Origin of the sequence: Bacillus sp. HMA207, assembly GCF_003402455.1 — a bacterium.
Taxonomy (GTDB): Bacteria; Bacillota; Bacilli; order Bacillales; family Bacillaceae_G; genus Bacillus_A; species Bacillus_A cereus.
In genome coordinates, this window is record NZ_BEZT01000004.1 from 102,713 (window position 1) to 126,104 (window position 23,392).

The following is a 23,392-nucleotide window of genomic DNA, read 5'->3' on the forward strand; positions in this document are numbered from 1 at the left end:
AAGAATCGACTCTTCCTATTAATTCATCACTAACTCAGCTGTGAGCTTTTTTTTTAACTTAGCCAGCATGTCAGTTGTCATTTTGTCTAAATCGTATTCTGCTTTAAAGCCCCACTCTTTCATTGCTGCTGTTGCGTCAATAGAGTTCGGCCAGCTATCAGCAATTGTTTGACGAGCTGGATCTACTGCATAATCCATTGTAAACGTCGGAATGTGTTTACGAATTGACGCTGCAATTTGCTCTGGCTCGAAGCTCATTGCTGTAATGTTAAATGCATTTCTATGCACTAGCTTACTTGGATCAGCTTCCATTAATGAAATGATCGCTTGTAAAGCATCAGGCATATACATCATGTCCATATATGTTCCTTCAGCAATGTATGAGGTGTATGCACCTTTTTTAATCGCCTCATAATAAATTTCAACTGCATAATCAGTCGTTCCGCCTCCTGGAGGCGCTACGTAAGAAATTAAACCTGGGAAACGGACACCGCGCGTATCTACGCCAAATTTTTGATGATAATAATCACACAGTAATTCTCCTGCCACTTTGTTTACCCCATACATCGTAGTAGGACGCTGAATTGTATCTTGCGGTGTATTATCTTTTGGCGTTGATGGACCAAATGCACCGATAGAACTTGGCGTGAAGAACTTACAGTTTAATTCACGAGCTGCTTCTAGAGCATTTACAAGTCCACCCATATTTAAATTCCATGCAAATAACGGATTTTTTTCTGCTGTTGCTGAAAGTAAAGCTGCTAAATGAATAATTGTATCTACTTCATTACGCTTTGCGATATCATGTAGTTTTTGTCCATCTGTTACATCTAACGTTTCAAATGGACCAGACGTTACTACTTCACTATCTGTTTCACGAATATCTGTTGCAATAACATTTGATGCGCCGTATACATCACGAAGTTTCATTACTAGTTCAGAACCAATTTGCCCTAAAGAACCGGTTACTAGAATTTTTTTCATTTTCCCCACTCCTCATTTGCAAGCTATTCAAAAGATGTCGTTACTTAAATGATGCCCATTTCTTTTCCTACTTTTTCATACTTAAGAATTGCTTCATCTAACATTTCTTTCGTATGAGCTGCTGTAGGCATATTACGAACGCGCCCTGTTCCTTTTGCTACAGTTGGGAACACGATAGATTTTGCGTATACACCTTCTTCATTTAGACGTTTACTAAATTCTTGTGTTAATACTTCGTCCCCAATGATACAAGGTGTAATTGGCGTTTCACTTTCCCCAATGTTAAAGCCAAGTTCTTTTAATCCTTGTTTTAAGTAGCGACCATTTTCCCATAAGCGATCGTGTAACTCTGTGCTTTCCATTAAGATTTCAATTGATCTCATGCAAGCTGCTGCATCAGCTGGTGTTAATGCTGTAGAGAATAAGAATGGACGTGAACGAACTTTTAACCAGTCAATTAAATTTTGTTTCCCTGCTACATATCCACCAATTACCCCAATTGCTTTTGATAATGTACCAATTTGGAAATCAACTTTATCAGAAAGACCGAAGTGCTTTACAGTTCCTGCACCTTTTCCAAGTACACCTGAACCGTGTGCATCATCTACGTATGTCATTAAATCTAACTCTTCTGCAATCTCAACAATTTCTGGTAGTTTTGCAACATCTCCATCCATTGAAAAGACACCGTCTGTAATTACCATTAATTTATTGTAAAGACCTGATTCTTTCGCCGCAATTGCTTTTTGGCGTAAATCTTCCATATCCGAATGTTTATAAACAATAATTTTTGCTTTTGATAGACGACTACCATCAATAATAGAAGCATGGTTTAATTCGTCTGAAAGAATTGCATCATTTTTATCCATAACAGCTGAAATCGCTGCCATATTACAGTTAAATCCTGATTGATAAGCAATTGCTGCTTCTGTATGTTTAAACTTTGCAATTGTTTCTTCTAACTTAATATGCAAATCTAAAGTACCGTTAATTGTACGAACAGCCCCTGCTCCAACACCGTACTTATGAATAGCACCAATTGCTGCTTCTTGCAAACGGCTATCTGTTGCTAATCCAAGATAGTTGTTTGAAGATAAGTTAATATATTCTTTTCCGCCAATTGTAATGATCGGTCCATTTGAACTCTCAAGCGGATCAATTACGTTATAAAGCCCCTTTGATTTTAAATCCTCTAAATTTTCTTCTAAAAATTTCGCAAGTGTTTTACTAGACATCGTGAAGCCTCCCATCGTTCATGTAAGCGGATTATTGTCTTAATAGTTCTAATAATCCCTCTACTAGCTTAACACGTTTTCAGAATTTATTATAGAAAAATAGTTTAAAGTAACCGCTTACAATTTTAGATTATATATGATTCATTACAATAAATCTATCATTTACTTTTCATATTTGATAGAATTAAAAAAATATTTCGGGAGGTTTCAAACATGGCATTTACAGAATCTGATGTATACAATAACACAGCATTTTTCGAACAATATATGAAACGAAGATATCGAGAAAATAGCCCAAATGAATCCATTGAAAAACCAGTATTCTTTCAGCTCATTGGTCATGTACGAGGAAAACAAATTCTCGATTTAGGCTGTGGTGATGCTAGGTTTGGCGCGGAATTATTAGAAAAGGGTTGCTACTCTTACACCGGCATTGAAGGCTCCGAACTTATGTATGAAAAAGCTAAAAAACAACTAGAAAATAAAAATGGATCTGTTCATTTTTTAAACCTCAAAGATTATACCTACCCCTCTTCCACTTTTGATTTAGTAACATCTAGACTCGCCTTACATTATATTGAACATCTTGATACCATTTTTCAAAATGTATTTCAAACTTTAAAAACAAATGGCACCTTTACCTTTAGCGTTCAACATCCCGTTATTACTTCTTCATTTGAAAGCTTACAAACGAGTGGTAAAAGAACGAGTTGGCTCGTCGATGATTACTTTAAACTAGGCAAACGGGTTGAACCATGGATTGACCAAGAAGTTATTAAATATCATCGTACAACGGAAGATTATTTCACATTATTACAGCAAGCCGGATTTACCATTACATCATTAAAAGAAGCTACACCAAATCCAACCTATTTTCAAGATGAAGAAGAGTATAAACGTCGCTTACGTATTCCTCTCTTCCTCTTATTTTCTTGTACCAAATAAAAAAAACGATGAATCACTCATCGTTTTTTATCTCATTGCCTGAGCAACTTCTTTAACTACACGTCTTCCTCTTCCGTGCGGGATACAAAGTGGTGTTCCAAACAACGGATCCGTACTAATTTGGCACTCCATTCGGAATACATCACGTACTAGTTTCTCATCTACCACTTCTTCAGGTTTACCTTGTGCATATATTTGTTTATCTTGAATGGCTACAATGTTATCTGCATAGCGGCATGCTAAATTTAGATCATGTAATACCATAACAATTGTTCTTTGTTCTATTTCATTTAATTCGAATAATAAATCTAGCACTTCAATTTGGTGAGTCATATCTAAATATGTAGTAGGCTCATCCAGTAAAATAATATCTGTATCTTGTGCAAGTGTCATTGCGATCCAAGCACGTTGACGTTGTCCACCTGAAAGGGCATGCACATCACGCTCAGCAAATTCTGTCATACCTGTTGCTGCAAGTGCCTTCTGTACCATTTCCTCGTCTTTTTCTGACCATTGCTTCAGCCATGTTTGATATGGATAACGCCCTTGCTTTACAAGTTGTAATACTGTAAGTCCTTCTGGTGCTTGTGGTCCTTGCGGTAAAATCGCCATTTGACGAGCAATTTGCTTCGTTTGCATACTTTGAATTGCTTGATTATCTAACAAAATATCACCATTTGTTGGCTTTAATAATCTGGCTAGTGAACGTAATAAAGTTGATTTCCCGCAACCGTTAGAACCAATAAAAATTGTAATTTCTCCTTTTGGAATTTCTAAGTTCAGCTCATCAATAATAATTGTTTCACCATAAGACAACGTCAAGCGTTTCGTCTCCAATGCTTTTTGCATATTCATCTCCCTTTATGAATTCCGACTTTTATAAAGTAAATAAATGAAATAAGGTGCACCAATTGCTGATGTAAATACCCCTGCTGGAATTTCAAGTGGTGTGAAAATTGTACGCCCTATTAAATCTGCAGCAAGTACTAGAATTGCACCGACAATAGCTGCAACTGGGAGCAATGCACCGTATAAAGAACCAACTAATCTTCGTGAAATATGTGGTGCCATTAAACCGACAAATCCAATCCCTCCGGCAAAAGCTACCGCACCACCAATTAAAGCTGTACTAAGTAATAACATAAATACACGCGACTTTGTTAAAGGAACCCCAAGTCCTACCGCTATATCATCCCCTAGCTCTTGTGCATTTAAATGCCTAGCTGCGATAAATGATATTACTGTTAAAATGAGAACCCAAGGCGCAAGTACCATAACATTTTGCCAAGAAGAGCCGTAAACGGTACCCGTAATCCATACATTCGCTTGGCTCGCTTGATAAATTGGTGCTAGCAACATAAATAATGTTGTCGCCGCCTTCGTTAATGCCCAAAATCCAACACCAATTAAAACGAGACTAATTGGTGATAATCCATCATTTTTCCATGCAAATAAGTATACAAAAACCGCTACAATCGTTGCTCCTGCAAAAGCTGCGAGCGGCATATAATGAATACTTACCGTTAGTGCATTATTTTTATCACTAAATATAGCTAAAAACAATACAACTGCAACACTTGCCCCGCCCGTAATCCCGATGATATCGGGAGAAGCAAGTGGATTTCGAACGAGACCTTGTAAAATACATCCTGCTACAGCAAGCGCAATTCCTACGAGGATGGCAATTAAAATACGCGGCATACGAAACTTATTTACAACCATGTTAGACATCGCATCGCCATTTCCAGTGATCGCTTGCCATACATCATAAGGAGCAATTTTCATGTCTCCCATACCTGCGCTCGCAAAGAATAATCCTATTAAAACAACTAGTAAACTTAACAAGACGAGACAAGCTCGTTTATACATTAAAAACGAGAGCTCACCTTTTCCTATACGAAACGGAATATATTTCTTCATTTGCTAAGCCCTCTCTTACGTGCAATATAAATAAAGAATGGAGCTCCAATAAATGCTGTCATAACTCCTACTGGTACTTCTTGTGGCATAATGACATATCTTGCTGCTATATCAGCCGATATTAGTAGTATTGCACCTAACAATCCGCTATAAGGCACTCTCCATCTGTGGTCAACTCCAACAAGAAATCTCGCAAAATGCGGAGTAATAATTCCAATAAATCCAATTGGGCCAGCAACCGCAACCGAACCACCAGACAACAGTACAATAATAAGTAACACGAATGATTTCATTAAAATTGTTCGTTGTCCAAGTCCTTTCGCGACGTCTTCTCCCATCATCAATGTATTTACTTTCCCTGCCATCATAAGAGATGCAATCCATCCTATTAATAAATATGGGAATACAGATTGTAAAATTTCTAACTTTCTCCCTTGCACAGATCCAGCAAGCCAAAATAATACCTCTTCAAGTGCTTTTTCATTTAACACAAGTAATCCTTGTGTTAATGATGAAAATAACGCACTAATTGCGACCCCTGCTAACGTTAACTTAAGAGGAGTAGTTCCTTCTTTTCCTAAAGAACTAGAAGCAAATACAAGTACAGCTGCAACCGCCGCTCCTAAAAAGGCAATCCATGTGAAAGCTGATAATGATGTTACTGAAAAGATTACAATTGCTACAACTATGAAGAACGCAGCACCTGAATTTAATCCAATAAAATCTGGAGAAGCAAGTGGATTCTTAGTTAAAGTTTGCATAAGACAACCAGCAATGGCTAAACTAGCACCAACACTAGCTGCAATTAACGCCCTAGGCAGACGTACATTTTGAATAATAATATGTTCATTGGAACCGTTAAAATGGAAAAAAGCATCCAATGCTAGTTTCCAACTCGTATTTGTATATCCAAAAATAATACTTCCCCAAATACAAATAACGACTGCAATGATTCCAACAAATAATCCAATCCATTTTGCTCGATTTGTTTTTAATAACATGCAGCGTTTCCCCTTCAATGTATAATGATACGTTGTTAGTGTATTTCAACTTAATTCTCATTGTCAACGGAAATGAGAATTATTTTCACCCATATGTATTGACAATCAAAAGATAAAGGCTTAATATCATGCTTGCTATTGAAAAATATTCTCAACATGTAGGGGGTACATAATGAATTTCATGCGGAAGAAATCGTTTACAGTATTTGTATTTTTACTAGCATTTTCAATGCTTTTAAGCGCTTGTGGAAAATCAAATAACAAAGAAGAATCTACAAAAGAAGATAATAAAAAAGAAGTGGTTACTGTAGAACATGCAATGGGTAAAACAGAAGTTCCTGCTAATCCAAAACGTGTAGTTATCTTAACAAATGAAGGAACTGAAGCTTTACTTGAATTAGGTGTGAAACCAGTTGGTGCTGTAAAGTCTTGGACTGGTGACCCATGGTATCCACATATTAAGGATAAAATGAAAGATGTAAAAGTTGTTGGTGATGAAGGACAAGTTAACGTTGAAACAATTGCTTCTTTAAAACCAGACTTAATTATCGGTAATAAAATGCGCCACGAAAAAGTGTACGAACAACTAAAAGCAATTGCACCTACTGTGTTCTCAGAAACATTACGTGGTGAATGGAAAGATAACTTCAAATTTTATGCAAAAGCATTAAATAAAGAAAAAGAAGGTCAAAAAGTTGTAGCTGATTACGAATCACGTATAAAAGATTTAAAAGGCAAACTTGGCGATAAAGTAAACCAAGAAATCTCTATGGTTCGTTTCATGCCTGGTGATGTTCGTATTTATCATGGCGATACATTCTCTGGTGTTATTTTAAAAGAACTTGGATTTAAACGTCCTGGAGATCAAAATAAAGATGATTTTGCAGAGCGTAACGTATCTAAAGAGCGTATTTCTGCTATGGATGGTGACGTATTATTCTACTTCACATTCGATAAAGGAAATGAGAAAAAAGGATCTGAACTAGAAAAAGAGTATATAAACGATCCTCTATTTAAAAATTTAAATGCAGTAAAAAATGGTAAAGCATACAAAGTTGATGACGTTATTTGGAATACAGCTGGTGGCGTAATGGCCGCTAACCTACTATTAGATGACATCGAAAAACGCTTTGTTAAATAATATTTCCTTAACCAGCTCCCTTCTGTGGAGCTGGTTATTTTTCAATTCACTTAAATGTCACATTATTTCGTTTTGTATTTTTATTCCCAATATGTTATATTGAGAAAGTAAATAGAATATATTTTCTTTATATCAGAATAAATATTTTAATCTAAATTTTCTGATTAATCACTATTTTATTTTCTTTTAGAATTCAATTATTACATTTGAAAACGCTTATCATCTCGTTTTCAGGGCAAAATACAGTAACGGTCGAAGAAAAATAGAACTTTTTTAGAAATTTTCTTTCTATTTCCATATAATTCTATTGACTTCTAAATATTTTGTAAATTAAAATGATTACATAAATATCCGTTATACAGGATTAGGGGGAAACAAAAATGGATGCAGCTTTAAAATTAGACAAAGCTGGAGAGCAACAATCACCAAAAAAACATCCACCAGGGTTGTACTTGTTGTTCTTAACAGAAATGTGGGAAAGATTTAGTTATTATGGAATGCGTGGCCTTTTAGTTCTTTATTTAACAACTGCTGCGGTTAGTGGCGGGTTAGGATTTGATAAGGCATTTGCAGTGCAATTATACGGTTATTTTACAGCAGCAGTATATTTCATGCCAATTCTTGGCGGATGGCTAACTGATCATTACATTACAAGACGTCATGCCATTACTCTCGGCGGAATTATTATGGCAATCGGTAACTTTGTACTATTCTCAATGAACACAAAAACAGGACTTTTCCTTGGATTAATATTATTAGTTATTGGTAATGGATTCTTTAAACCAAATATTTCTACACTGTTAGGTGAATTGTATGATGAAAATGATTCACGTCGTGACAGTGCATTTACTATCTTCTATATGGGTATTAACGTAGGTGCTTTCTTTGCTCCACTTATTTGTGGATTTTTAGCAGAAGACTTCTTTAAAACAAGCGTTGATGGCGTTATGGTTATGGGATATAAATACGGATTCTTAGCAGCTTGTATCGGTATGATTGTTGGGCAAATTGTTTTCAACTTATTAGCTCCTCGCTACCTTGGTAAAGCTGGAACAACAGTTGTCGGTAAAAAATCAAAAAATCAACCTACAATTGAAAAGAAACCTTTAACAAAACAAGAAAAAAATCGCACTTGGGCAATTGTAATTTTAACTTGTTTCGTAGTATTCTTCTGGGCAGGCTTTGAACAAGCTGGTAGTTCTTTAACACTTTATACAGATAAATTTGTTGATCGTACAATTTTCGGATGGGAAGTGCCAACATCTTGGTTCCAATCCGTTAATCCAGCGTTCATCGTACTCCTTGCACCATTCGTATCTATGCTATGGTTAAAACTTTCTAAATCAAAGCGTGGCGATTTAAAAATACCAACAAAAATGGCATTTGGTATGATTTTACTAGGTATAGGTTACCTGGTTTTAACATTAGCGGTTCTAAAAACCGGAAGTAGTGAAGCTGATATAACTGTTAAAGCAAACTTATTATTCATCGTTATCACTTATATGTTCCATACAATTGGAGAACTATTCTTATCACCAATCGGATTATCTATGGTAAGTGCAATTGCACCTGTTAAATTAGCATCATTATTAATGGGTGTATGGTTAGCTGGTTCAGGTATGGCTAACTGGTTAGCTGGTAAACTTGCTTCCTTTACACAATCATTAGGATACCTTGAAGTATTTGCAAGTATCGGGATTATCGTTATCGTCTTAGGATTTGTACTTCTTCTATGCTCTAAAAAAGTTGCAAGTATGATGGAATAACAAAAAGACGCTTCTAAAATTAGAAGCGTCTTTTTTATTATTTCTCCTCTAAAGCTGTCACGTCCACATGAACGCTCTCACCAGGATTAGATACATCATACACTTGAGCACTCCCCTTCTGCTCATCACAGCTCTCAATCCATACTGGTACGCCCTCATATGTAACGTCAATTCTACTTGAAGAAGATAAGATTTGTTTCACACGTTTCACATCCATACTACTATCCCTCCTTTTGCTTACTACACTCCTTTTTATTTTTTCTTTTCCTTTTAGAATATATTCCGTAAGGCAGCATGTTGATTGATAGTCATTTCTTCCTAACATGCTAATATTTACTCTCTCGCTACCTTTCTGACAAATAAAAAAAGACGTATATTCTACACGTCTTTTTCCATAATATTCAAATTTTAAGAAAATAATGTTTTTACTACCGCACTTACTTTATCATTATGGATTTGATAATACACTTCTAATCCTCGTCTTTCAAAGCGTACTACTTTATTTTGCTTTAACTTCGTTAAATGTTGTGAAACAGTTGATTGTGGAATTTCTAATACTTCCTGTAGCTGTGTTACATTACATGTTCCTCTTTGCATAAGTTCCATTACTAGACGTAGACGAAGTGGGTGAGCTAACGCTCTTAACATTTGTACATCTTCTTCTGAAATACGACATTCGAATTGATTTTGGCTCATAAAGTTCCCCTCATTTTCGTTTTTATTTGCGTTTTTATGTTCTTTTTATTTATTTATATATCTGTTCTTATATTTCCTGTTACGACATAACTTTATCAACCTATAAAGCCGAAAAATTTTTCCATCTTCATCAGCAAAAATTCAGGAAAAAATCCTTGCTGATTTTGAATATTATACTATATGATATAACGAAAAAGCAAAATAATGGCCTACGAATACTTTGCTTGCAAACGTTGTTTTATCAGGCTTTTTGTTATATTTTCACCTCATTGAAATGCACAGTAACGGTATTGTAAAATACCGTCTATAATTGATAACCTATCGTAATGTAGTTGAACTATAATTAACCTCTTTGTTACGCTAAAAGGAATTTTCAGTAAAAAGAGATGATGTGATATTAAAAATTTGTTTCTTATTTTTTATTCGTATTGCAAGCGGTTGGATTGTTGTGCAAAACTTCCTATTAAATCCACTCACCGTTCCCCCCACTAGATCAAACAGGACAGATAATTGCATATATCAAACTTTATACTTAATATAAAAGACTTCATCTAATATACGCCTATAAGGAGCATGCCATCTGAATAAGCAAAATAATATGCACATAGTTTATACAGCACACTTAAATTCATTTGAGTGTGTTTTTTGTCTACTTTATGAACAAAGCTTTTCTTTTAACACTATTATGGAATAATTATACTTTTTTACGTTGACAATAGTGTTGAAGGAGAATATACTAAGCATGTAAGTTGATTGTGAATAGTTTCACAAATAATGTGAATTTCTTCACATATAATAGATAGGAGTTGTCATTATTATGAGTACTTGGACACAAATTTATGACCCATTAAACAATATTTGGTTATCTGCACTAATCGCAGCACTTCCAATCTTTTGTTTCATCATTTGTTTAATGGGATTCAAAATGAAAAGTTACATGGCTGGTCTTTATAGTGTGATTGTCGCTATTATCCTTGCAATATTTGTTTATAAAATGCCAGCAACAGTAGCTGTAGCATCTGCCGGATTCGGTGTTTTATCTGGATTTTATCCAATTTGTACTATCGTTATCGCCGCAATTTTCCTTTACAAATTAACTGTTAAAACAGAGCAATTCAATATTATTCGCGATAGTATTTCAAGCATTACAAATGATCAACGTTTACAAGTATTATTAATCGCTTATTCTTTCGGTGCTTTCTTAGAAGGCGCAGCTGGTCTAGGAGTTCCAGTTGCTATTACAGCTGCACTACTTGTAGGTATGGGCTTTAATCCATTAAAAGCAGCAGGTATTTGTTTAGTAGCTAATATTGCTGGTGGTGCTATGGGTGCTATGGGTATTCCAGTTACAGTACCAGCACAATTAACTCAACTTGACGCATTAACTATTGGTCGTCAAACTGTTCTTATTTTACCTTTCATTAGTGTTATCTTACCTTTCTTACTTGTTTCAATGGTCGATGGAATTAAAGGTATTAAAGAAACTTGGCAAGGTATTCTTGTAAGTGGTGTTTCTTTCGCTATTACTCAATTCGCTGTAACTTACTTCTTAGGCGCAGAACTTACTAATATTTTCGCAGCCGTTGTAAGTATGATCTCTCTTGCATTATTCTTACGTGTTTGGCAACCAAAATCTTCTACTAAAGAAGAAAAACAAGAAACTAAAGTATCACACACATTCAATCAAATTTTATATGCTTGGTCTCCATTCGTATTCTTAACTGCATTTGTAACAATCTTTAACTTAAAACCGATTAAAGCTTTATTTGCTCCAGATGGTGCGTTAGCAAACTTAGTATTTAACATTCAGTTCCCTGGTCTTCATAATGCTGTTATGAAAACTACACCAATTACAAAAGCTGATACACCTTTCGCAGCTGTTTTCAAATTTGATGTATTCTCTTCTACAACTACTGCGATTGTACTAGCAATTATCGTTTCACTTATCGTTTACCGCGTAAAAGGTAAAATGGTTAAAGAATTAATGATTGAAACAATGAAAGAATTAAAAGCTCCAGTATATACAATTTGTAGCGTTATCGCTTTAGCTTACGTAGAAAACTACTCTGGTATGTCATCTACACTTGGACTTGCATTCTCTTCTACTGGTAATGCATTCCCAGTTCTTTCTCCAATCTTAGGATGGATTGGCGTATTCATTACAGGTTCAGTAGTTTCAAGTGGTTCTTTATTCGCACCACTTCAAGCAGTAACAGCAGACCAGTTAAACATCGTTCCTTCTACACTCGTTGCCTTAAACGTAGTAGGTGGTACAATGGCAAAAATGGTTTCACCACAATCTGTAGCAGTTGCTTGTGCCGCAGTTGGACTAGTTGGTAAAGAATCTGCTCTATTTAAAACAGCAATGAAATACAGTTTAATCTTCTTAGCTGTTATTAGCTTACTTCAATTAAACGCTGTATTTAATATCTTTTAAAAATAAAACACCGATCCAAGTGGATCGGTGTTTTTCACATTACATTTTTTTATTTTTTAATAAAGAAGCTCCAGCAATTTCAGGGTGAGTCATTTCGAATGGATCTAAAATAATATCCAATTCCTCTTCTGTCAGTACACCATGTTCTAAACATAACTCCCTAACAGATTTCCCTGTTTCAATTGCTTCACGTGCAATACGAGATGCTACTTCATAACCAATATGAGGATTAACTGCTGTAATAATTCCAACACTTTTCTCAACATATTGCTTCAGCAATTCTTCATTTGCCGTAATTCCTTCAATACAATATTCACGGAATACACGGAATCCATTATTCATAATACTAATAGATTGAATTAAATTAAATACAAGCACAGGCTCCATTACGTTTAACTCTAATTGTCCTGCTTCTGATGCTAAGCAAATTGTATGATCGTTTCCGATTACTTGGAATGCGACTTGGTTAATCACTTCTGCCATAACTGGATTTACTTTTCCTGGCATAATCGATGAACCTGGCTGACGTGCTGGCAATTGAATTTCAGCTAACCCAACACGTGGACCAGACGCCATAATACGAAGATCGTTTGCAATTTTAGACATGTTCATCATACATACTTTAAGTGCTGCAGATACCTCTGTGTATGCATCTGTATTTTGCGTTGCATCAACTAAATGCTCTGCACCAACAAGTGGGAATCCACTAAACGTTCTTAAATGTTTTACCACTTGTTCAATATACGTAGGATTTGCATTTAATCCTGTACCAACAGCTGTCGCGCCCATATTCACTTCATATAAATGTTGACGAGACTGTTTAATTCTTTTTATATCACGCGCAAGCACTCGGCTATACGCTTCAAATTCTTGTCCAAGGCGAATTGGAACTGCATCTTGTAAATGTGTGCGTCCCATTTTAATAACATGATCAAACTCTTTTGCTTTTTTACGAAAAGCAGAATGAAGTTCTTCCATTGTAATAAGAAGCTTTTCTAACATCATAAGAGTTGCAATATGAATCCCTGTTGGAAACGCATCGTTCGTTGATTGGGCCATGTTCACATGGGTGTTTGGGCTAATTTTCGCATACGCCCCTTTTTCATATCCCATACGTTCTAACGCTCTATTCGCAATTACTTCATTTGTATTCATATTAATAGAAGTTCCGGCTCCACCTTGAATAGGATCCACGATAAATTGATCATGAAACTTTCCATCAACAATTTCTTGCGCTGCTTCTGCAATTTCATGCCCAATGTCTTTAGCTAAGTAACCAGTATCTATATTCGCAAGCGCCGCCGCTTTTTTCACAATTGCCATTGCTGTAATGAGTGATGGATGAATGCGATATCCTGTAATTGGGAAGTTTTCTACGGCACGTAATGTTTGTACACCATAATAAGCTGCACTTGGTACTTCTTTTTCACCTAAAAAATCTTTTTCTATACGTATATCCTTCGTTGCTATCATTTTTATCACCTATACTTTTTCATTCTAAATCCTTATCCAAAAAATCCGCCCTCTAAAAACACGAGTATCATTCAGAAGAATTTTTCAGTATCCACCTTCACTATATAGCACCTTTTTTGAAAGCGCAAACATTTATTTTTCTATATATCCTTTTTATTAAAGTTTATAGAAAATCATTCTTCTACTTTCCTTATTTCCACTCGTTTAATTTGATGCATATCCTTTTCAAGGACTTTAAAATAAAAACCGTGTTTCTCAATAATATCTCCTTCAGCAACGATTTGTTTTTGTACCATAATCCAGCCACCAATTGTATCTACATCATCAGCAATTAAATGTATGCCAAGCAAATCATTTACTTCACTAATAAGCACTTTTCCCTCTACGATTTTATAACCTTCACTTACATGCTCTATAGGAGGATTCTCATCTTCATCGTATTCATCTCGAATTTCTCCAACAATTTCTTCTAAAATATCTTCTAGTGTAACAATCCCAGCTGTACCACCATATTCATCATACAATACAGCTAATGGAATGTGTTTTCTTTGCATTTGTAATAGTAAATCATGAATTGGAATATTTTCTAGCACTTCAATAACTGGCCTTGTATATGGCATAATCGAGCACTCCTCATCCCGATTACCATCCATATAACGAATAAATAAATCTTTTACATTAACCATCCCAATAATTTCATCTTTATCTTCACCAAATACAGGATATCTCGTGTACTTTTCTTGCGCGATTACTTTAATATGTGTTTCAAATGGTTCATCCTCATATAAGCCTACAACTTCCGTACGAGGTACCATAATTTCTTTTGCTACTCTATTATCAAATTCAAAAATATTATTTACATATTTAAATTCCCTTTGGTTAATCTCTCCGCTCTCATAGCTCTCAGATAAGATTAACCTTAATTCTTCTTCTGAATGAGCTACTTCATGTTCAGAAGCTGGATGTAATCCGAATAAACCAGTTACAACCCTCGCTGAACCATTCAAAGCCCAAATAAACGGATACATAACTCGGTAAAAATAAATAAGTGGTTTCGATAACAATAAGCTAACTTGTTCTGCTTTTTGTATAGCAAATGTCTTTGGAGCAAGTTCCCCAATGACAACATGTAAAAATGTAATTACTGCAAAGGCAATAATAAATGAAACTGTACTGGAAATTGCAGGTGAGAATTTTAATTTTAAAAACAACGGCTCGAGTAAATGTTTAATGGTTGGTTCCCCTAACCACCCAAGCCCTAAAGCAGTAATTGTAATACCTAGCTGACAGGCCGATAAATATTCATCTAAATTTGAAGTTACCTTTTTAGCTGCCAGTGCACCTCGTCTTTTTTCGCTAACGAGTTGATCAATACGACTGCTACGTACCTTAATAATTGCAAATTCAACAGCCACAAAAAATGCTGTTAACCCAATAAGAATGACTACCATCAATAATTTTAAAATATCCACATATGCTCTTTAGCTTTCTTAGCTAAAGTTACACCTCCTTTTAAAAAGAAGTTTCACTTTAGTTTCTTCAATTATTGGAAAGCAACTCTATATAAAATCCACCAATTTTCAAACCTCATACAATTCTAAAGGTAAACCATCAGGGTCTTGGAAAAAGACGAATTTCTTCCCCGTTATTTCATCAATACGGATTGGTTCCGTCTCAACACCACATTGGTTTAAATGCTTCACAGCTTCTTCTATATTTGTAACAGCAAATGCTAAATGTCTAAGACCGGCTGCTTCTGGAAAACTTTTGCGCTCAGGCGGATTTGGAAATGAAAATAATTCGATTTGATACTCTTCTCCTACACATAAATCTAATTTATAAGAATCTCGTTCCTTTCTATATACTTCATTTATCTCTTTAAACCCTAATATCCTAGTATAAAAATCCTTTGACGTCTCATAATTCGAACAAATAATTGCAACGTGATGCACTCTACATATATTCATGCTCTCTCTATTCCTTTCTTTACCAAAGATGCATATTCTCCCTTGAAATGAAAAACATATATAGCAGAATATCTCTTTTAGGGGGCTTACCATGAAATTCATTACTTTTTTCGTCGGACTAATTGTTGTTTTCTTGCTCGCTTATATTGCTAGCAATAATAAGAAGCATATTAAATTTAAACCAATTTTTATCATGCTTATTATACAGTTAATTTTAACCTATTTACTATTAAATACAGAAATCGGCCTCATACTTATTAGAATCATTTCCAGTTTGTTTACCAAGCTACTCGAGTATGCTGCTGATGGAATAAATTTCGTATTTGGTGGTCTTGCAAATAAAGGTGAAATGCCATTTTTCCTTACTGTATTATTACCAATCGTCTTTATTTCTGTTTTAATTGGTATATTACAACATTTCAAAATACTACCATTTTTTATTCGTTGGATCGGGTACTTTCTTAGTAAAATAAATGGTCTTGGTAAATTAGAATCTTACAACGCTATCGCCTCTGCCATTGTCGGCCAATCAGAAGTTTTTATTACAGTGAAAAAACAATTAGCTCAAATTCCAAAACACCGTCTTTATACACTTTGTGCCTCTGCTATGTCAACCGTATCTATGTCTATCGTAGGTGCCTATATGACAATGATTGAACCTAAATATGTAGTAACTGCACTCGTTCTCAATTTATTTAGCGGTTTTATTATCGTACTCATCATTAACCCTTACGACGTTAAAGATGACGAAGATATTTTAGAAATCAAAGGTGAAAAACAAAGCTTTTTTGAAATGCTTGGAGAATACATTCTTGATGGTTTTCGTGTAGCCATTGTTGTCGGCGCTATGCTCATCGGATTCGTCGCATTAATTAGTTGTATTAATGACCTGTTCCTCATTATATTCGGTATTACGTTCCAACAATTAATCGGCTATGTATTTGCACCTATCGCATTCCTTATCGGTGTACCCAGTTCTGAAATTGTCGCGGCTGGCAGCATTATGGCAACGAAGCTTGTAACGAATGAATTTGTCGCAATGATGGACCTTAGTAAAATTTCTAATAGCCTTTCTCCCCGTACAGTTGGTATTATTTCTGTTTTCCTTGTATCTTTTGCCAATTTTTCTTCCATTGGTATTATTTCAGGTGCGGTAAAAGGATTAAACGAAGAACAAGGAAACGTTGTTGCGAGGTTTGGCCTTAAATTACTATATGGAGCTACTCTCGTTAGTATTTTATCTGCAATTATCGTAAGCATTATGTTGTAATTAGGTAAAATTTTATCATTTTCTTATCCCTATCTTTTGTATACAATAACGAATAGGTGTCTTATAAATAATCAAGACATCTATTTTTTATACATGTACAATCGCTTTTATTTAGCGTAAAATATTTTTTATGTGTTTGAATACACTTCTAAATGTATACACTTTGATAGTTTTAAAGGAGAAAAAATGATGAAATCCGACACGAACAACAATACGCGAGCCAAAAAAGGACGCTCAAAGAAAAAACGCCTACTTTGGTTCCTTCTTATTCCATTACTAATTGTAGCACTTGGAGCAGGAGGCTACTCCTTCCATATATACAGTAAAGCAAAGTCCGTCTTAAATAATGCTTATGCTGAACTAGGTCGAGGAGATAAGTCCAGTAAACGTGAAAAAGCTGTTAAACCTATGACCGACAATATTTCCGTACTAATTATGGGTGTTGATGAAAGTGATATTAGGGAAAAAGGTTATGGAAAAGCAACTCGAACAGATGCGTTATTACTTGCAACAATTAATAAAAACGATAAATCCGTTAAACTTGTAAGCATTCCACGTGACTCACGCGTCTACATTAAATCACGTGATAAATACGATAAAATCACACATGCGCACGTATTCGGTGGTGTAGACAGCACAATTGATACGGTAGAGAACTTTTTAGATGTTCCAGTTGACTACTATGTAAAATTCAATTTTAAATCCTTTATTAAAATTGTTGATTCTCTTGGTGGTATTACTGTAGACGTTCCAGTTGAGTTCACAGAGCAAAATAGTAAAGATGAAGCAGATGCCATTCATCTAAAAAAAGGACGTCAACATTTAAATGGAGAAGAGGCACTGGCACTAGCTAGAACTCGTCATATCGATAGTGATTATATGCGTGGTCAACGTCAACAGCTTGTATTAGAGGCCATTGCTGAAAAGGCACTATCTCTTAATTCCATTAATAAAATCGGTGGCCTACTAGACGCTGTCGATAAAGATTTAAAAACCAATTTAACTTTTGATGATATGATGACAATTACAAAAAATTCAATGGATTCAAATTTAAAAATGGAAAAAATGCAAGTAGAGGGTACAGATAAATATATAGGTGGTATTTATTATTACGTTCCAAATGAAAAAAGCGTCGATACTATTTCAACTACCCTTCAAAAACATCTCGGTGTTACGAATAAAAATGAACATAAAAAATTATAATAAAAAGGCTGCTAGATCTTTCTAGACAGCCTTTTTATTATATTTTTCAACATATTTTTCATACACATTGTGACAAGAAGTGACAATTATTACAGCGGTGTAACATTTTTTATGAAAACATTACACACACAGTGAAAATAATAGTATACTAGTACGTACATAATGTTATTTTCATCATTTTTATACAAAAAATGTAATACATATATTTATACATAAATTTCTGGGGGGAAATAAATGAAGCTAAGTAAAATACTGATTGGTTCTGCAATTGCTGGGGGCATATTACTTTGTGTAGGCGGTGTTGGGGGATATCAATATGTATCCAAATTAAATAATCAATTAGATACTACTGCATTACCAAATACTACATTTGAAGGTATTTCTCTCGACGGAAAAAATAAGAAGGATATTCAAGCAATTATTAATCAAAAGGTAACTGAGTTAGATCAAAAATCCCTTACCTACATATTCCAAAACGATAAACAAACTTACACATGGAAAGATTTAGGGATAAATTATAAAGAGAAAGATATTATTGACAAAATCTTCAAAGAACAAGAAGGAAACGTAATGAATCATTATAAAATGCGTAAGCAAGCTGAAAACGGTGAATTAAAACGTGACTATAAATTAACACCACAATTAAATGCAACAGCTTATGAAACCTTTATAAAAGATAAATATAATGAAACATTAAAAAATCCTGTTAACGCAGAATTAAGTATTGAAGGCTCAACAGTAAATATTAGTCAAAGCCAAAACGGAGAAAAAATTGATAAAGGGAAACTAAGCGGTTTAACAAATGAAGCTATTACTACTGGTAAATCAGATGTTACATTACCAGTTACATTCATAAAACCAGAACGTTCTACAGAAGACATACAGAAAATGGGTATTAAAGAAGTCATTGCTGAATATTCTACTCCAATGGCTGGCCGTAACGGAAATCAATCATTTAACGTAAATAAGTCAGCTAATACTTTAAGTGGGGTTATTGTCGCACCTGATGAAACATTTAGTTTTAACGGTCGCGTTGGCGTAACTGATGCTGCACATGGTTATAAATCTGCAGCAGTATATTCACAAGGTAAAGTAATACAAAGTGCAGGCGGAGGAGTTTGCCAAGTCAGTAGTACATTATACAGTGCAGCTTTAAGGGCAGATTTAGGCATTGTTTCTCGAAGCAATCATTCTATGCCAGTAAATTATTTACCACTTGGGCAAGATGCAGCAGTAGCAGATTATGGTCCAGATTTAAAATTTAAAAATAATACAGGCAATCATATTTATATTCAAGCATTTTCAAATGGAGGTAGTATTACTACACGCATTTTCGGTACAAATACTGGTAAAAATGTTGAAGTTTCTTCTCAAGTAATTAGTAGAACTAGTGATAAAATCACCGCGGTTACGTATAAAAAAGTAACACAAAACGGGGAAGTAATATCAAATGGACAAATTTCAAAAAGCGTATATAAAAGCGCTCCAAAAGAATAGATAATACCAACCGAATAGCATAAAGAAAAAGGCGTGATTAAATCACGCCTTTTTCTTTTGCAGTAATAGTAAAAAAGTTTCAAGATGGTCTTTCGTTTCTTCTAAAGACCACATACGATTTCCTTGCTTCGCAGCTAATACACACGCCTCTTCCCACGCGTTCTTTTTCTTCATATTTATTAATTCATCACGTAATTTCAAAACAATTTCTTCGTCTTCTTGTTCAATAAACTCTTCCATCACGCTTACTATTTCATCCTCATGAATACTTAACGTACAGTACGATTTAAGAAAGTATTGTAATGTCGTATACATAATGTACTCCCCCTTCTTATTTATCAGATGGATAAGAAGTAATAATCTTAAACCCTAATTCTCCTGACTTATCTCTTGCTAAAACAGTAACAGTTTTTACTAACTTGTCTTTTACACTCATATTTTTCTTTATTACCGTTTTTCCAACAGGAAATGAATGAGTTGTATTTAATACGAGACGAGCCTCTTTAGAATTTTTTAACCAATCTTGAATTTCCTTGTCATGTTGCTTCAAGCTATCTTTTACAGCTTTCGTCGCTGTTTCTTTATCATAGTATGTACTTGCGGCTGACACTTTATCTGTCTTCAAGCGATTCTTCAAATCCTCTTCTGACTTGCCTACATGTCTTTCAATCGTATGACCATTTTTAGGTGGTCCTTCCATTTCATCTAAAATATTATCACTAATTTTTTCTACCGATGTAGCTTGATTCCCTGTCTGTTTCTCTGTTTTTTGTTCTTTTCCTGCACATCCGCTTAAGATCAGCATTAATACCAATAAACTACTGAAGAAAAGACTACTTATTCGTTTCATCATATCACCTCTTCCATGATTATTATCGCAACTTCACTAAAAGTCAATTTCACAACGAAAAAATCTATCAGTTTTCATTTTTTTTATCTATTTTTCCATATTTACCCCAGCAATTTCATCAACCCTCTATTTTTCGCCTTTTATAATATATACCCCCTATATTTTTCGATTATTTCCCAGATGAAATCACCGATAACATAACTATAAAACTCTTTTATACAAAGGTTTTTATAGTATTTTTAAAAACATTTTAAAATACCCCTATTTTCATATACCCAATACCCATATAAGGTATAAAATACCCTTCTTATCAACGTTTTTCTACATTATGTAAATTTCTCCTTGCCTATACAAACGAAATGTGGTGTAATGCAAAAAAAGATAAAGGATTTTAAACAATGGCTGAAACGATTCAAAATTTCTTAACAGAATACTATTCAATCGCAATTCCACTTAGTATCTTAATTAACATCATCATTAGTCTTTTAGGTTTTATCCCTAGTATTTTTTTAACCGCCATTAATATACAGCTCTTTGGCGTAACAAATGGTACTGTTATTTCGATCGTAGGCGAAGCATTAGGGGCTATTATCTCGTTTTATATTTACCGCATGGGCCTTCAAAAGTTCACTCACGATAAAGTAAATAAATACCCAAAGGTAGAGCGTCTTCTTTATGTAGAAGGTAGAGAGGCCTTTCTACTCGTTCTATCATTTCGCTTGATACCTTTCATCCCATCAAGTATCGTGACTTTATTTGCGGCTCTAGGTAAGATGTCATTACTCTCCTTCAGTATTGCCAGCACAATAGGGAAAATACCGGCATTGTTAATCGAAGTATATTCTGCCTATCATGTCATGAACGGAACAAATGAAGCAAAGTGGATTGTAACAATCGCAGGCGCTATTGGATTGTTTTATTTGTGGAAAAAATGGAGAAAAAAAAATAAAGAAGGAGCATAGGCTCCTTCTTTATTTTTGAGGTATTTTATTAATAGCTATCCTTTTTAATCCTTAGTTAATACCAACAGCACTAAATGATTGCTTAACTGCTGCTACTTCCGCAGAAGTCGCACCATATAAATCAGCTGCAGCTTGTACTGCACCAGCACGAGCTTGGCTAAATGTAGTAGATTGCGTGAAATATTGTGTGTTTGCACGGTAATAAATTGCACCTAACTTATCTTTACCAATGCCCGTTACAGTTACACCCGAATGCGTACCACCATTTGCTAATAAATAAGCTTGTTTGTTAATGATACCACTGTTTGTATGAACCCCACCGTTATCACTAGTACCAGTGTAACGCTTAGAATAATGGTCTGGATCACCGTATTTCGCTGGATCACTCATAGAGCGAAGCGCATCTCCTGCTTTACCAGGCGTATAAATATCTTCACCAATCTCCCAATCCGGGTTACGGTTATCATAGAATTCTACTAAAGTACCAAAAATATCAGAAATTGCTTCATTTAGCGCTCCTGATTCATTTTGATAAATTAAGTCCGAGCTATTTTCAGTAACAGCATGCGTTAATTCGTGACCAATTACATCAATTCCACCAGATAATGAAGTGAATGTTACACCATCACCATCTCCGTATACCATTTGTGAGCCATTCCAGAATGCATTATTATACTTACTTCCGTAATGAACTGTCGATTTTAACGGAGCTCCTGCATCATTAATAGAGTTTCTGTTAAATGTAGCTTTATAATAATCATATGTTCTACCTGCATAGTAATGAGCATCTACTGCTGCTGCATCATACGCTGCATTAAAAACATTATCTGCATCTACCCATAAAGTTCCTGGCAATGTAGTACGATTTTTCGCATCATATGTGAAAATTGTTGCCCCGCGCGTATTATCTTGTAAGTAGTAAGATGAACCAGATAACGTTGTATTAAGTGATTTTGTATCTCCTAATACACCTTTACCAGTTCCTACTTTATTTGTTCCTGTTACAGGTTTTACTACTGCTTTCGCATCCTGTTTAGGAGCCTCTTGCTTAACTGGTGATTTATCTTCATTTGTTACATGATCCAATTTATTATATTTATTTAATACTTTACCGCTGTCTGCTTCAATGAAATAGTAGTAGTTTCCTGGACTTGGATCTAAGAAGTTTAGATTTACAACGTATGCATATGTTGTTTCTTCACCATTTTGATATACATATAAGTCCGCTTTTGGTTCTACCTCATATTTCGGTGTTACCCCTAAATCTTGCTGCGCGATTTCAATTGCTTTTGCGCCTTCAATCTTATTTTTATTTTTCAACTTTTCCTTTTTGTCTAAATCAGGTGCAACTGTTCCAGACAATACTTTTAAAGAACCGTCTTTACTTACGTGAGCCACTTGAGTAGAACCCCATACAGGCACTCCTTCGTAAACTTGTTGCATACGTACTACTGTTGAATCAGTTACAGCATCTTTCTTCACTTGTTTCACTTTGAAAGAATCTTGCGCACTCTTTTCCCCTAGCTTGTAATCACCTTTTGCTGCATTTAAGTAATCAAACACAACAGATTCCGCTTTCTTACCAGTCGCTCCAGTTAGATCACCAGAAATAAACTCAGGTGACTGTACTGTCTCATTGTACTTCTTCGTAGAGAGTACATTTTTAGAATCCGCAAATGCAGAGCCTGTCCCTCCAAATGTTGTAACTGCCATTCCTGTCGCTAACACTAACGCTAAACTTTTCTTTTTCATGAACCTTCCCCCTAATAAAAAATTTTTTTGAAAAAGAGTAGTTTTATATTAGCATTATGTTTCCACTATTAATATACTAAAAATTCAAATAATTATTTTCTCAAGTTTTGTAGAATTTTGAGGAACAAATATTGAAAAACCCCTTTCCGATTGGAAAGGGGTTTCTGTTAAGAATTTATTAATTCTACTACTTTTTCGCCTTGACCATAAATATCCGATGTCCAAGCATATTGCGGTTCCAATACCACTAATACAGCTACCAAAGCCAAAGCACCAATAATTATTTTTTTCAT

At 34.8% G+C, this 23,392-nt stretch carries 22 protein-coding genes; 8 read left to right on the plus strand and 14 right to left on the minus strand.

Annotation, left to right across the window (positions count from 1 at the left end; all coding sequences use genetic code 11):
* Window positions 1-18 precede the first annotated feature (18 nt).
* Both HMAS_RS25055 and HMAS_RS25060 read right to left on the minus strand, forming a co-directional pair.
* Window positions 19-984, minus strand: a complete 966-nt coding sequence (locus HMAS_RS25055; RefSeq protein ID WP_000723125.1) for an L-threonine 3-dehydrogenase — start codon at window positions 982-984, stop codon at window positions 19-21.
* 44 nt (window positions 985-1,028) lie between these two features.
* Window positions 1,029-2,219, minus strand: a complete 1,191-nt coding sequence (locus tag HMAS_RS25060) for a glycine C-acetyltransferase (RefSeq protein ID WP_000095905.1) — start codon at window positions 2,217-2,219, stop codon at window positions 1,029-1,031.
* Between the two features lie 213 nt (window positions 2,220-2,432).
* Between HMAS_RS25060 and HMAS_RS25065 the strand changes: the two genes are divergently transcribed.
* Window positions 2,433-3,164, plus strand: coding sequence for a class I SAM-dependent DNA methyltransferase (locus HMAS_RS25065; protein ID WP_025710092.1), 732 nt, complete (start codon window positions 2,433-2,435; stop codon window positions 3,162-3,164).
* Between the two features lie 27 nt (window positions 3,165-3,191).
* Here HMAS_RS25065 and HMAS_RS25070 read toward each other — a convergent pair whose 3' ends face one another.
* From HMAS_RS25070 to HMAS_RS25080, 3 genes are read right to left on the minus strand one after another with little or no spacing between them, the layout of a single operon-like run.
* The gene (locus HMAS_RS25070) at window positions 3,192-4,013 is read right to left on the minus strand and encodes an ABC transporter ATP-binding protein (protein WP_033695236.1); all 822 of its coding nucleotides are present in this window, start codon (window positions 4,011-4,013) and stop codon (window positions 3,192-3,194) included.
* A gap of 12 nt (window positions 4,014-4,025) precedes the next feature.
* Window positions 4,026-5,084 (minus strand): FecCD family ABC transporter permease, encoded by a 1,059-nt coding sequence (locus HMAS_RS25075; protein ID WP_116345081.1) that lies wholly within the window; start codon window positions 5,082-5,084, stop codon window positions 4,026-4,028.
* Window positions 5,081-6,085 (minus strand): FecCD family ABC transporter permease, encoded by a 1,005-nt coding sequence (locus tag HMAS_RS25080; protein WP_046392344.1) that lies wholly within the window; start codon window positions 6,083-6,085, stop codon window positions 5,081-5,083. Before HMAS_RS25080 ends, HMAS_RS25075 begins: the two co-directional genes overlap by 4 nt.
* Window positions 6,086-6,257: 172 nt before the next feature.
* Here HMAS_RS25080 and HMAS_RS25085 point away from each other — a divergent pair, with 172 nt between their 5' ends.
* Entirely contained in the window at window positions 6,258-7,226 is a 969-nt protein-coding gene (locus tag HMAS_RS25085) for an ABC transporter substrate-binding protein (RefSeq protein ID WP_001010274.1), read from the plus strand.
* Between the two features lie 380 nt (window positions 7,227-7,606).
* Complete coding sequence (locus HMAS_RS25090) at window positions 7,607-8,992, plus strand: peptide MFS transporter (RefSeq protein ID WP_000338327.1); 1,386 nt, start codon at window positions 7,607-7,609, stop codon at window positions 8,990-8,992.
* Window positions 8,993-9,029: 37 nt separating this feature from the next.
* On the opposite strand, the gene HMAS_RS25095 is transcribed toward HMAS_RS25090, so the two are convergent.
* Both HMAS_RS25095 and HMAS_RS25100 read right to left on the minus strand, forming a co-directional pair.
* A complete protein-coding gene (locus tag HMAS_RS25095) occupies window positions 9,030-9,209 on the minus strand; it encodes an acid-soluble spore protein H (RefSeq protein WP_000382679.1) in 180 nt (59 codons plus the stop codon).
* 191 nt (window positions 9,210-9,400) lie between these two features.
* Entirely contained in the window at window positions 9,401-9,688 is a 288-nt protein-coding gene (locus HMAS_RS25100; protein ID WP_000081428.1) for an ArsR/SmtB family transcription factor, read from the minus strand.
* 817 nt (window positions 9,689-10,505) lie between these two features.
* Between HMAS_RS25100 and HMAS_RS25105 the strand changes: the two genes are divergently transcribed.
* Window positions 10,506-12,125 (plus strand): L-lactate permease, encoded by a 1,620-nt coding sequence (locus HMAS_RS25105; RefSeq protein ID WP_044306389.1) that lies wholly within the window; start codon window positions 10,506-10,508, stop codon window positions 12,123-12,125.
* A gap of 39 nt (window positions 12,126-12,164) precedes the next feature.
* Here HMAS_RS25105 and aspA read toward each other — a convergent pair whose 3' ends face one another.
* The 3 genes from aspA to HMAS_RS25120 form a co-directional block, all read right to left on the minus strand.
* A complete protein-coding gene (gene aspA / locus HMAS_RS25110; protein ID WP_000562131.1) occupies window positions 12,165-13,598 on the minus strand; it encodes an aspartate ammonia-lyase in 1,434 nt (477 codons plus the stop codon).
* A 173-nt stretch (window positions 13,599-13,771) separates the two neighbouring features.
* On the minus strand, window positions 13,772-15,070 hold the full coding sequence (locus HMAS_RS25115) for a hemolysin family protein (protein ID WP_000353314.1): 1,299 nt from the start codon (window positions 15,068-15,070) through the stop codon (window positions 13,772-13,774).
* Between the two features lie 108 nt (window positions 15,071-15,178).
* A complete protein-coding gene (locus tag HMAS_RS25120) occupies window positions 15,179-15,565 on the minus strand; it encodes a VOC family protein (protein ID WP_001017675.1) in 387 nt (128 codons plus the stop codon).
* 91 nt (window positions 15,566-15,656) lie between these two features.
* Here HMAS_RS25120 and HMAS_RS25125 point away from each other — a divergent pair, with 91 nt between their 5' ends.
* The 3 genes from HMAS_RS25125 to HMAS_RS25135 all read left to right on the plus strand — a co-directional run bounded on the left by HMAS_RS25125 (window position 15,657) and on the right by HMAS_RS25135 (window position 19,535).
* Window positions 15,657-16,835, plus strand: a complete 1,179-nt coding sequence (locus tag HMAS_RS25125; protein ID WP_006925013.1) for a NupC/NupG family nucleoside CNT transporter — start codon at window positions 15,657-15,659, stop codon at window positions 16,833-16,835.
* 186 nt (window positions 16,836-17,021) lie between these two features.
* The gene (locus tag HMAS_RS25130) at window positions 17,022-18,038 is read left to right on the plus strand and encodes an LCP family protein (RefSeq protein WP_002163841.1); all 1,017 of its coding nucleotides are present in this window, start codon (window positions 17,022-17,024) and stop codon (window positions 18,036-18,038) included.
* A 234-nt stretch (window positions 18,039-18,272) separates the two neighbouring features.
* Complete coding sequence (locus HMAS_RS25135; RefSeq protein WP_116345082.1) at window positions 18,273-19,535, plus strand: VanW family protein; 1,263 nt, start codon at window positions 18,273-18,275, stop codon at window positions 19,533-19,535.
* 42 nt (window positions 19,536-19,577) lie between these two features.
* Here HMAS_RS25135 and HMAS_RS25140 read toward each other — a convergent pair whose 3' ends face one another.
* Together HMAS_RS25140 and HMAS_RS25145 are read right to left on the minus strand one after the other, a co-directional pair.
* Window positions 19,578-19,850 carry a hypothetical protein gene (locus HMAS_RS25140; RefSeq protein ID WP_000288803.1) on the minus strand — a complete coding sequence of 91 codons (273 nt, stop codon included), beginning with the start codon at window positions 19,848-19,850 and terminating at the stop codon, window positions 19,578-19,580.
* 16 nt (window positions 19,851-19,866) lie between these two features.
* Window positions 19,867-20,385, minus strand: a complete 519-nt coding sequence (locus tag HMAS_RS25145) for an RNase A-like domain-containing lipoprotein (protein ID WP_000822700.1) — start codon at window positions 20,383-20,385, stop codon at window positions 19,867-19,869.
* Window positions 20,386-20,783: 398 nt separating this feature from the next.
* Between HMAS_RS25145 and HMAS_RS25150 the strand changes: the two genes are divergently transcribed.
* Complete coding sequence (locus HMAS_RS25150) at window positions 20,784-21,347, plus strand: TVP38/TMEM64 family protein (RefSeq protein WP_000852225.1); 564 nt, start codon at window positions 20,784-20,786, stop codon at window positions 21,345-21,347.
* 51 nt (window positions 21,348-21,398) lie between these two features.
* Here HMAS_RS25150 and HMAS_RS25155 read toward each other — a convergent pair whose 3' ends face one another.
* Together HMAS_RS25155 and HMAS_RS27855 are read right to left on the minus strand one after the other, a co-directional pair.
* A complete protein-coding gene (locus HMAS_RS25155; protein WP_000730383.1) occupies window positions 21,399-23,099 on the minus strand; it encodes a M4 family metallopeptidase in 1,701 nt (566 codons plus the stop codon).
* Window positions 23,100-23,266: 167 nt separating this feature from the next.
* Complete coding sequence (locus HMAS_RS27855) at window positions 23,267-23,392, minus strand: NprX family peptide pheromone (RefSeq protein ID WP_000720172.1); 126 nt, start codon at window positions 23,390-23,392, stop codon at window positions 23,267-23,269.

Excerpts from the sequence above, each read along its gene's own strand:
- HMAS_RS25055 (WP_000723125.1), bottom strand. The coding sequence starts at position 984 with ATGAAAAAAATTCTAGTAACCGGTTCTTTAGGGCAAATTGGTTCTGAA.
- HMAS_RS25090 (WP_000338327.1), top strand. The coding sequence starts at position 7,607 with ATGGATGCAGCTTTAAAATTAGACAAAGCTGGAGAGCAACAATCACCA.
- HMAS_RS25085 (WP_001010274.1), top strand. The coding sequence starts at position 6,258 with ATGAATTTCATGCGGAAGAAATCGTTTACAGTATTTGTATTTTTACTA.
- HMAS_RS25070 (WP_033695236.1), bottom strand. The coding sequence starts at position 4,013 with ATGCAAAAAGCATTGGAGACGAAACGCTTGACGTTGTCTTATGGTGAA.
- HMAS_RS25145 (WP_000822700.1), bottom strand. The coding sequence starts at position 20,385 with ATGAAACGAATAAGTAGTCTTTTCTTCAGTAGTTTATTGGTATTAATG.
- HMAS_RS25060 (WP_000095905.1), bottom strand. The coding sequence starts at position 2,219 with ATGTCTAGTAAAACACTTGCGAAATTTTTAGAAGAAAATTTAGAGGAT.
- HMAS_RS25080 (WP_046392344.1), bottom strand. The coding sequence starts at position 6,085 with ATGTTATTAAAAACAAATCGAGCAAAATGGATTGGATTATTTGTTGGA.
- HMAS_RS27855 (WP_000720172.1), bottom strand. The coding sequence starts at position 23,392 with ATGAAAAAAATAATTATTGGTGCTTTGGCTTTGGTAGCTGTATTAGTG.
- HMAS_RS25120 (WP_001017675.1), bottom strand. The coding sequence starts at position 15,565 with ATGAATATATGTAGAGTGCATCACGTTGCAATTATTTGTTCGAATTAT.
- HMAS_RS25105 (WP_044306389.1), top strand. The coding sequence starts at position 10,506 with ATGAGTACTTGGACACAAATTTATGACCCATTAAACAATATTTGGTTA.
- HMAS_RS25075 (WP_116345081.1), bottom strand. The coding sequence starts at position 5,084 with ATGAAGAAATATATTCCGTTTCGTATAGGAAAAGGTGAGCTCTCGTTT.
- HMAS_RS25150 (WP_000852225.1), top strand. The coding sequence starts at position 20,784 with ATGGCTGAAACGATTCAAAATTTCTTAACAGAATACTATTCAATCGCA.
- HMAS_RS25125 (WP_006925013.1), top strand. The coding sequence starts at position 15,657 with ATGAAATTCATTACTTTTTTCGTCGGACTAATTGTTGTTTTCTTGCTC.
- HMAS_RS25065 (WP_025710092.1), top strand. The coding sequence starts at position 2,433 with ATGGCATTTACAGAATCTGATGTATACAATAACACAGCATTTTTCGAA.
- HMAS_RS25155 (WP_000730383.1), bottom strand. The coding sequence starts at position 23,099 with ATGAAAAAGAAAAGTTTAGCGTTAGTGTTAGCGACAGGAATGGCAGTT.
- HMAS_RS25130 (WP_002163841.1), top strand. The coding sequence starts at position 17,022 with ATGATGAAATCCGACACGAACAACAATACGCGAGCCAAAAAAGGACGC.
- HMAS_RS25095 (WP_000382679.1), bottom strand. The coding sequence starts at position 9,209 with ATGGATGTGAAACGTGTGAAACAAATCTTATCTTCTTCAAGTAGAATT.
- HMAS_RS25100 (WP_000081428.1), bottom strand. The coding sequence starts at position 9,688 with ATGAGCCAAAATCAATTCGAATGTCGTATTTCAGAAGAAGATGTACAA.
- HMAS_RS25140 (WP_000288803.1), bottom strand. The coding sequence starts at position 19,850 with ATGTATACGACATTACAATACTTTCTTAAATCGTACTGTACGTTAAGT.
- HMAS_RS25135 (WP_116345082.1), top strand. The coding sequence starts at position 18,273 with ATGAAGCTAAGTAAAATACTGATTGGTTCTGCAATTGCTGGGGGCATA.
- aspA (WP_000562131.1), bottom strand. The coding sequence starts at position 13,598 with ATGATAGCAACGAAGGATATACGTATAGAAAAAGATTTTTTAGGTGAA.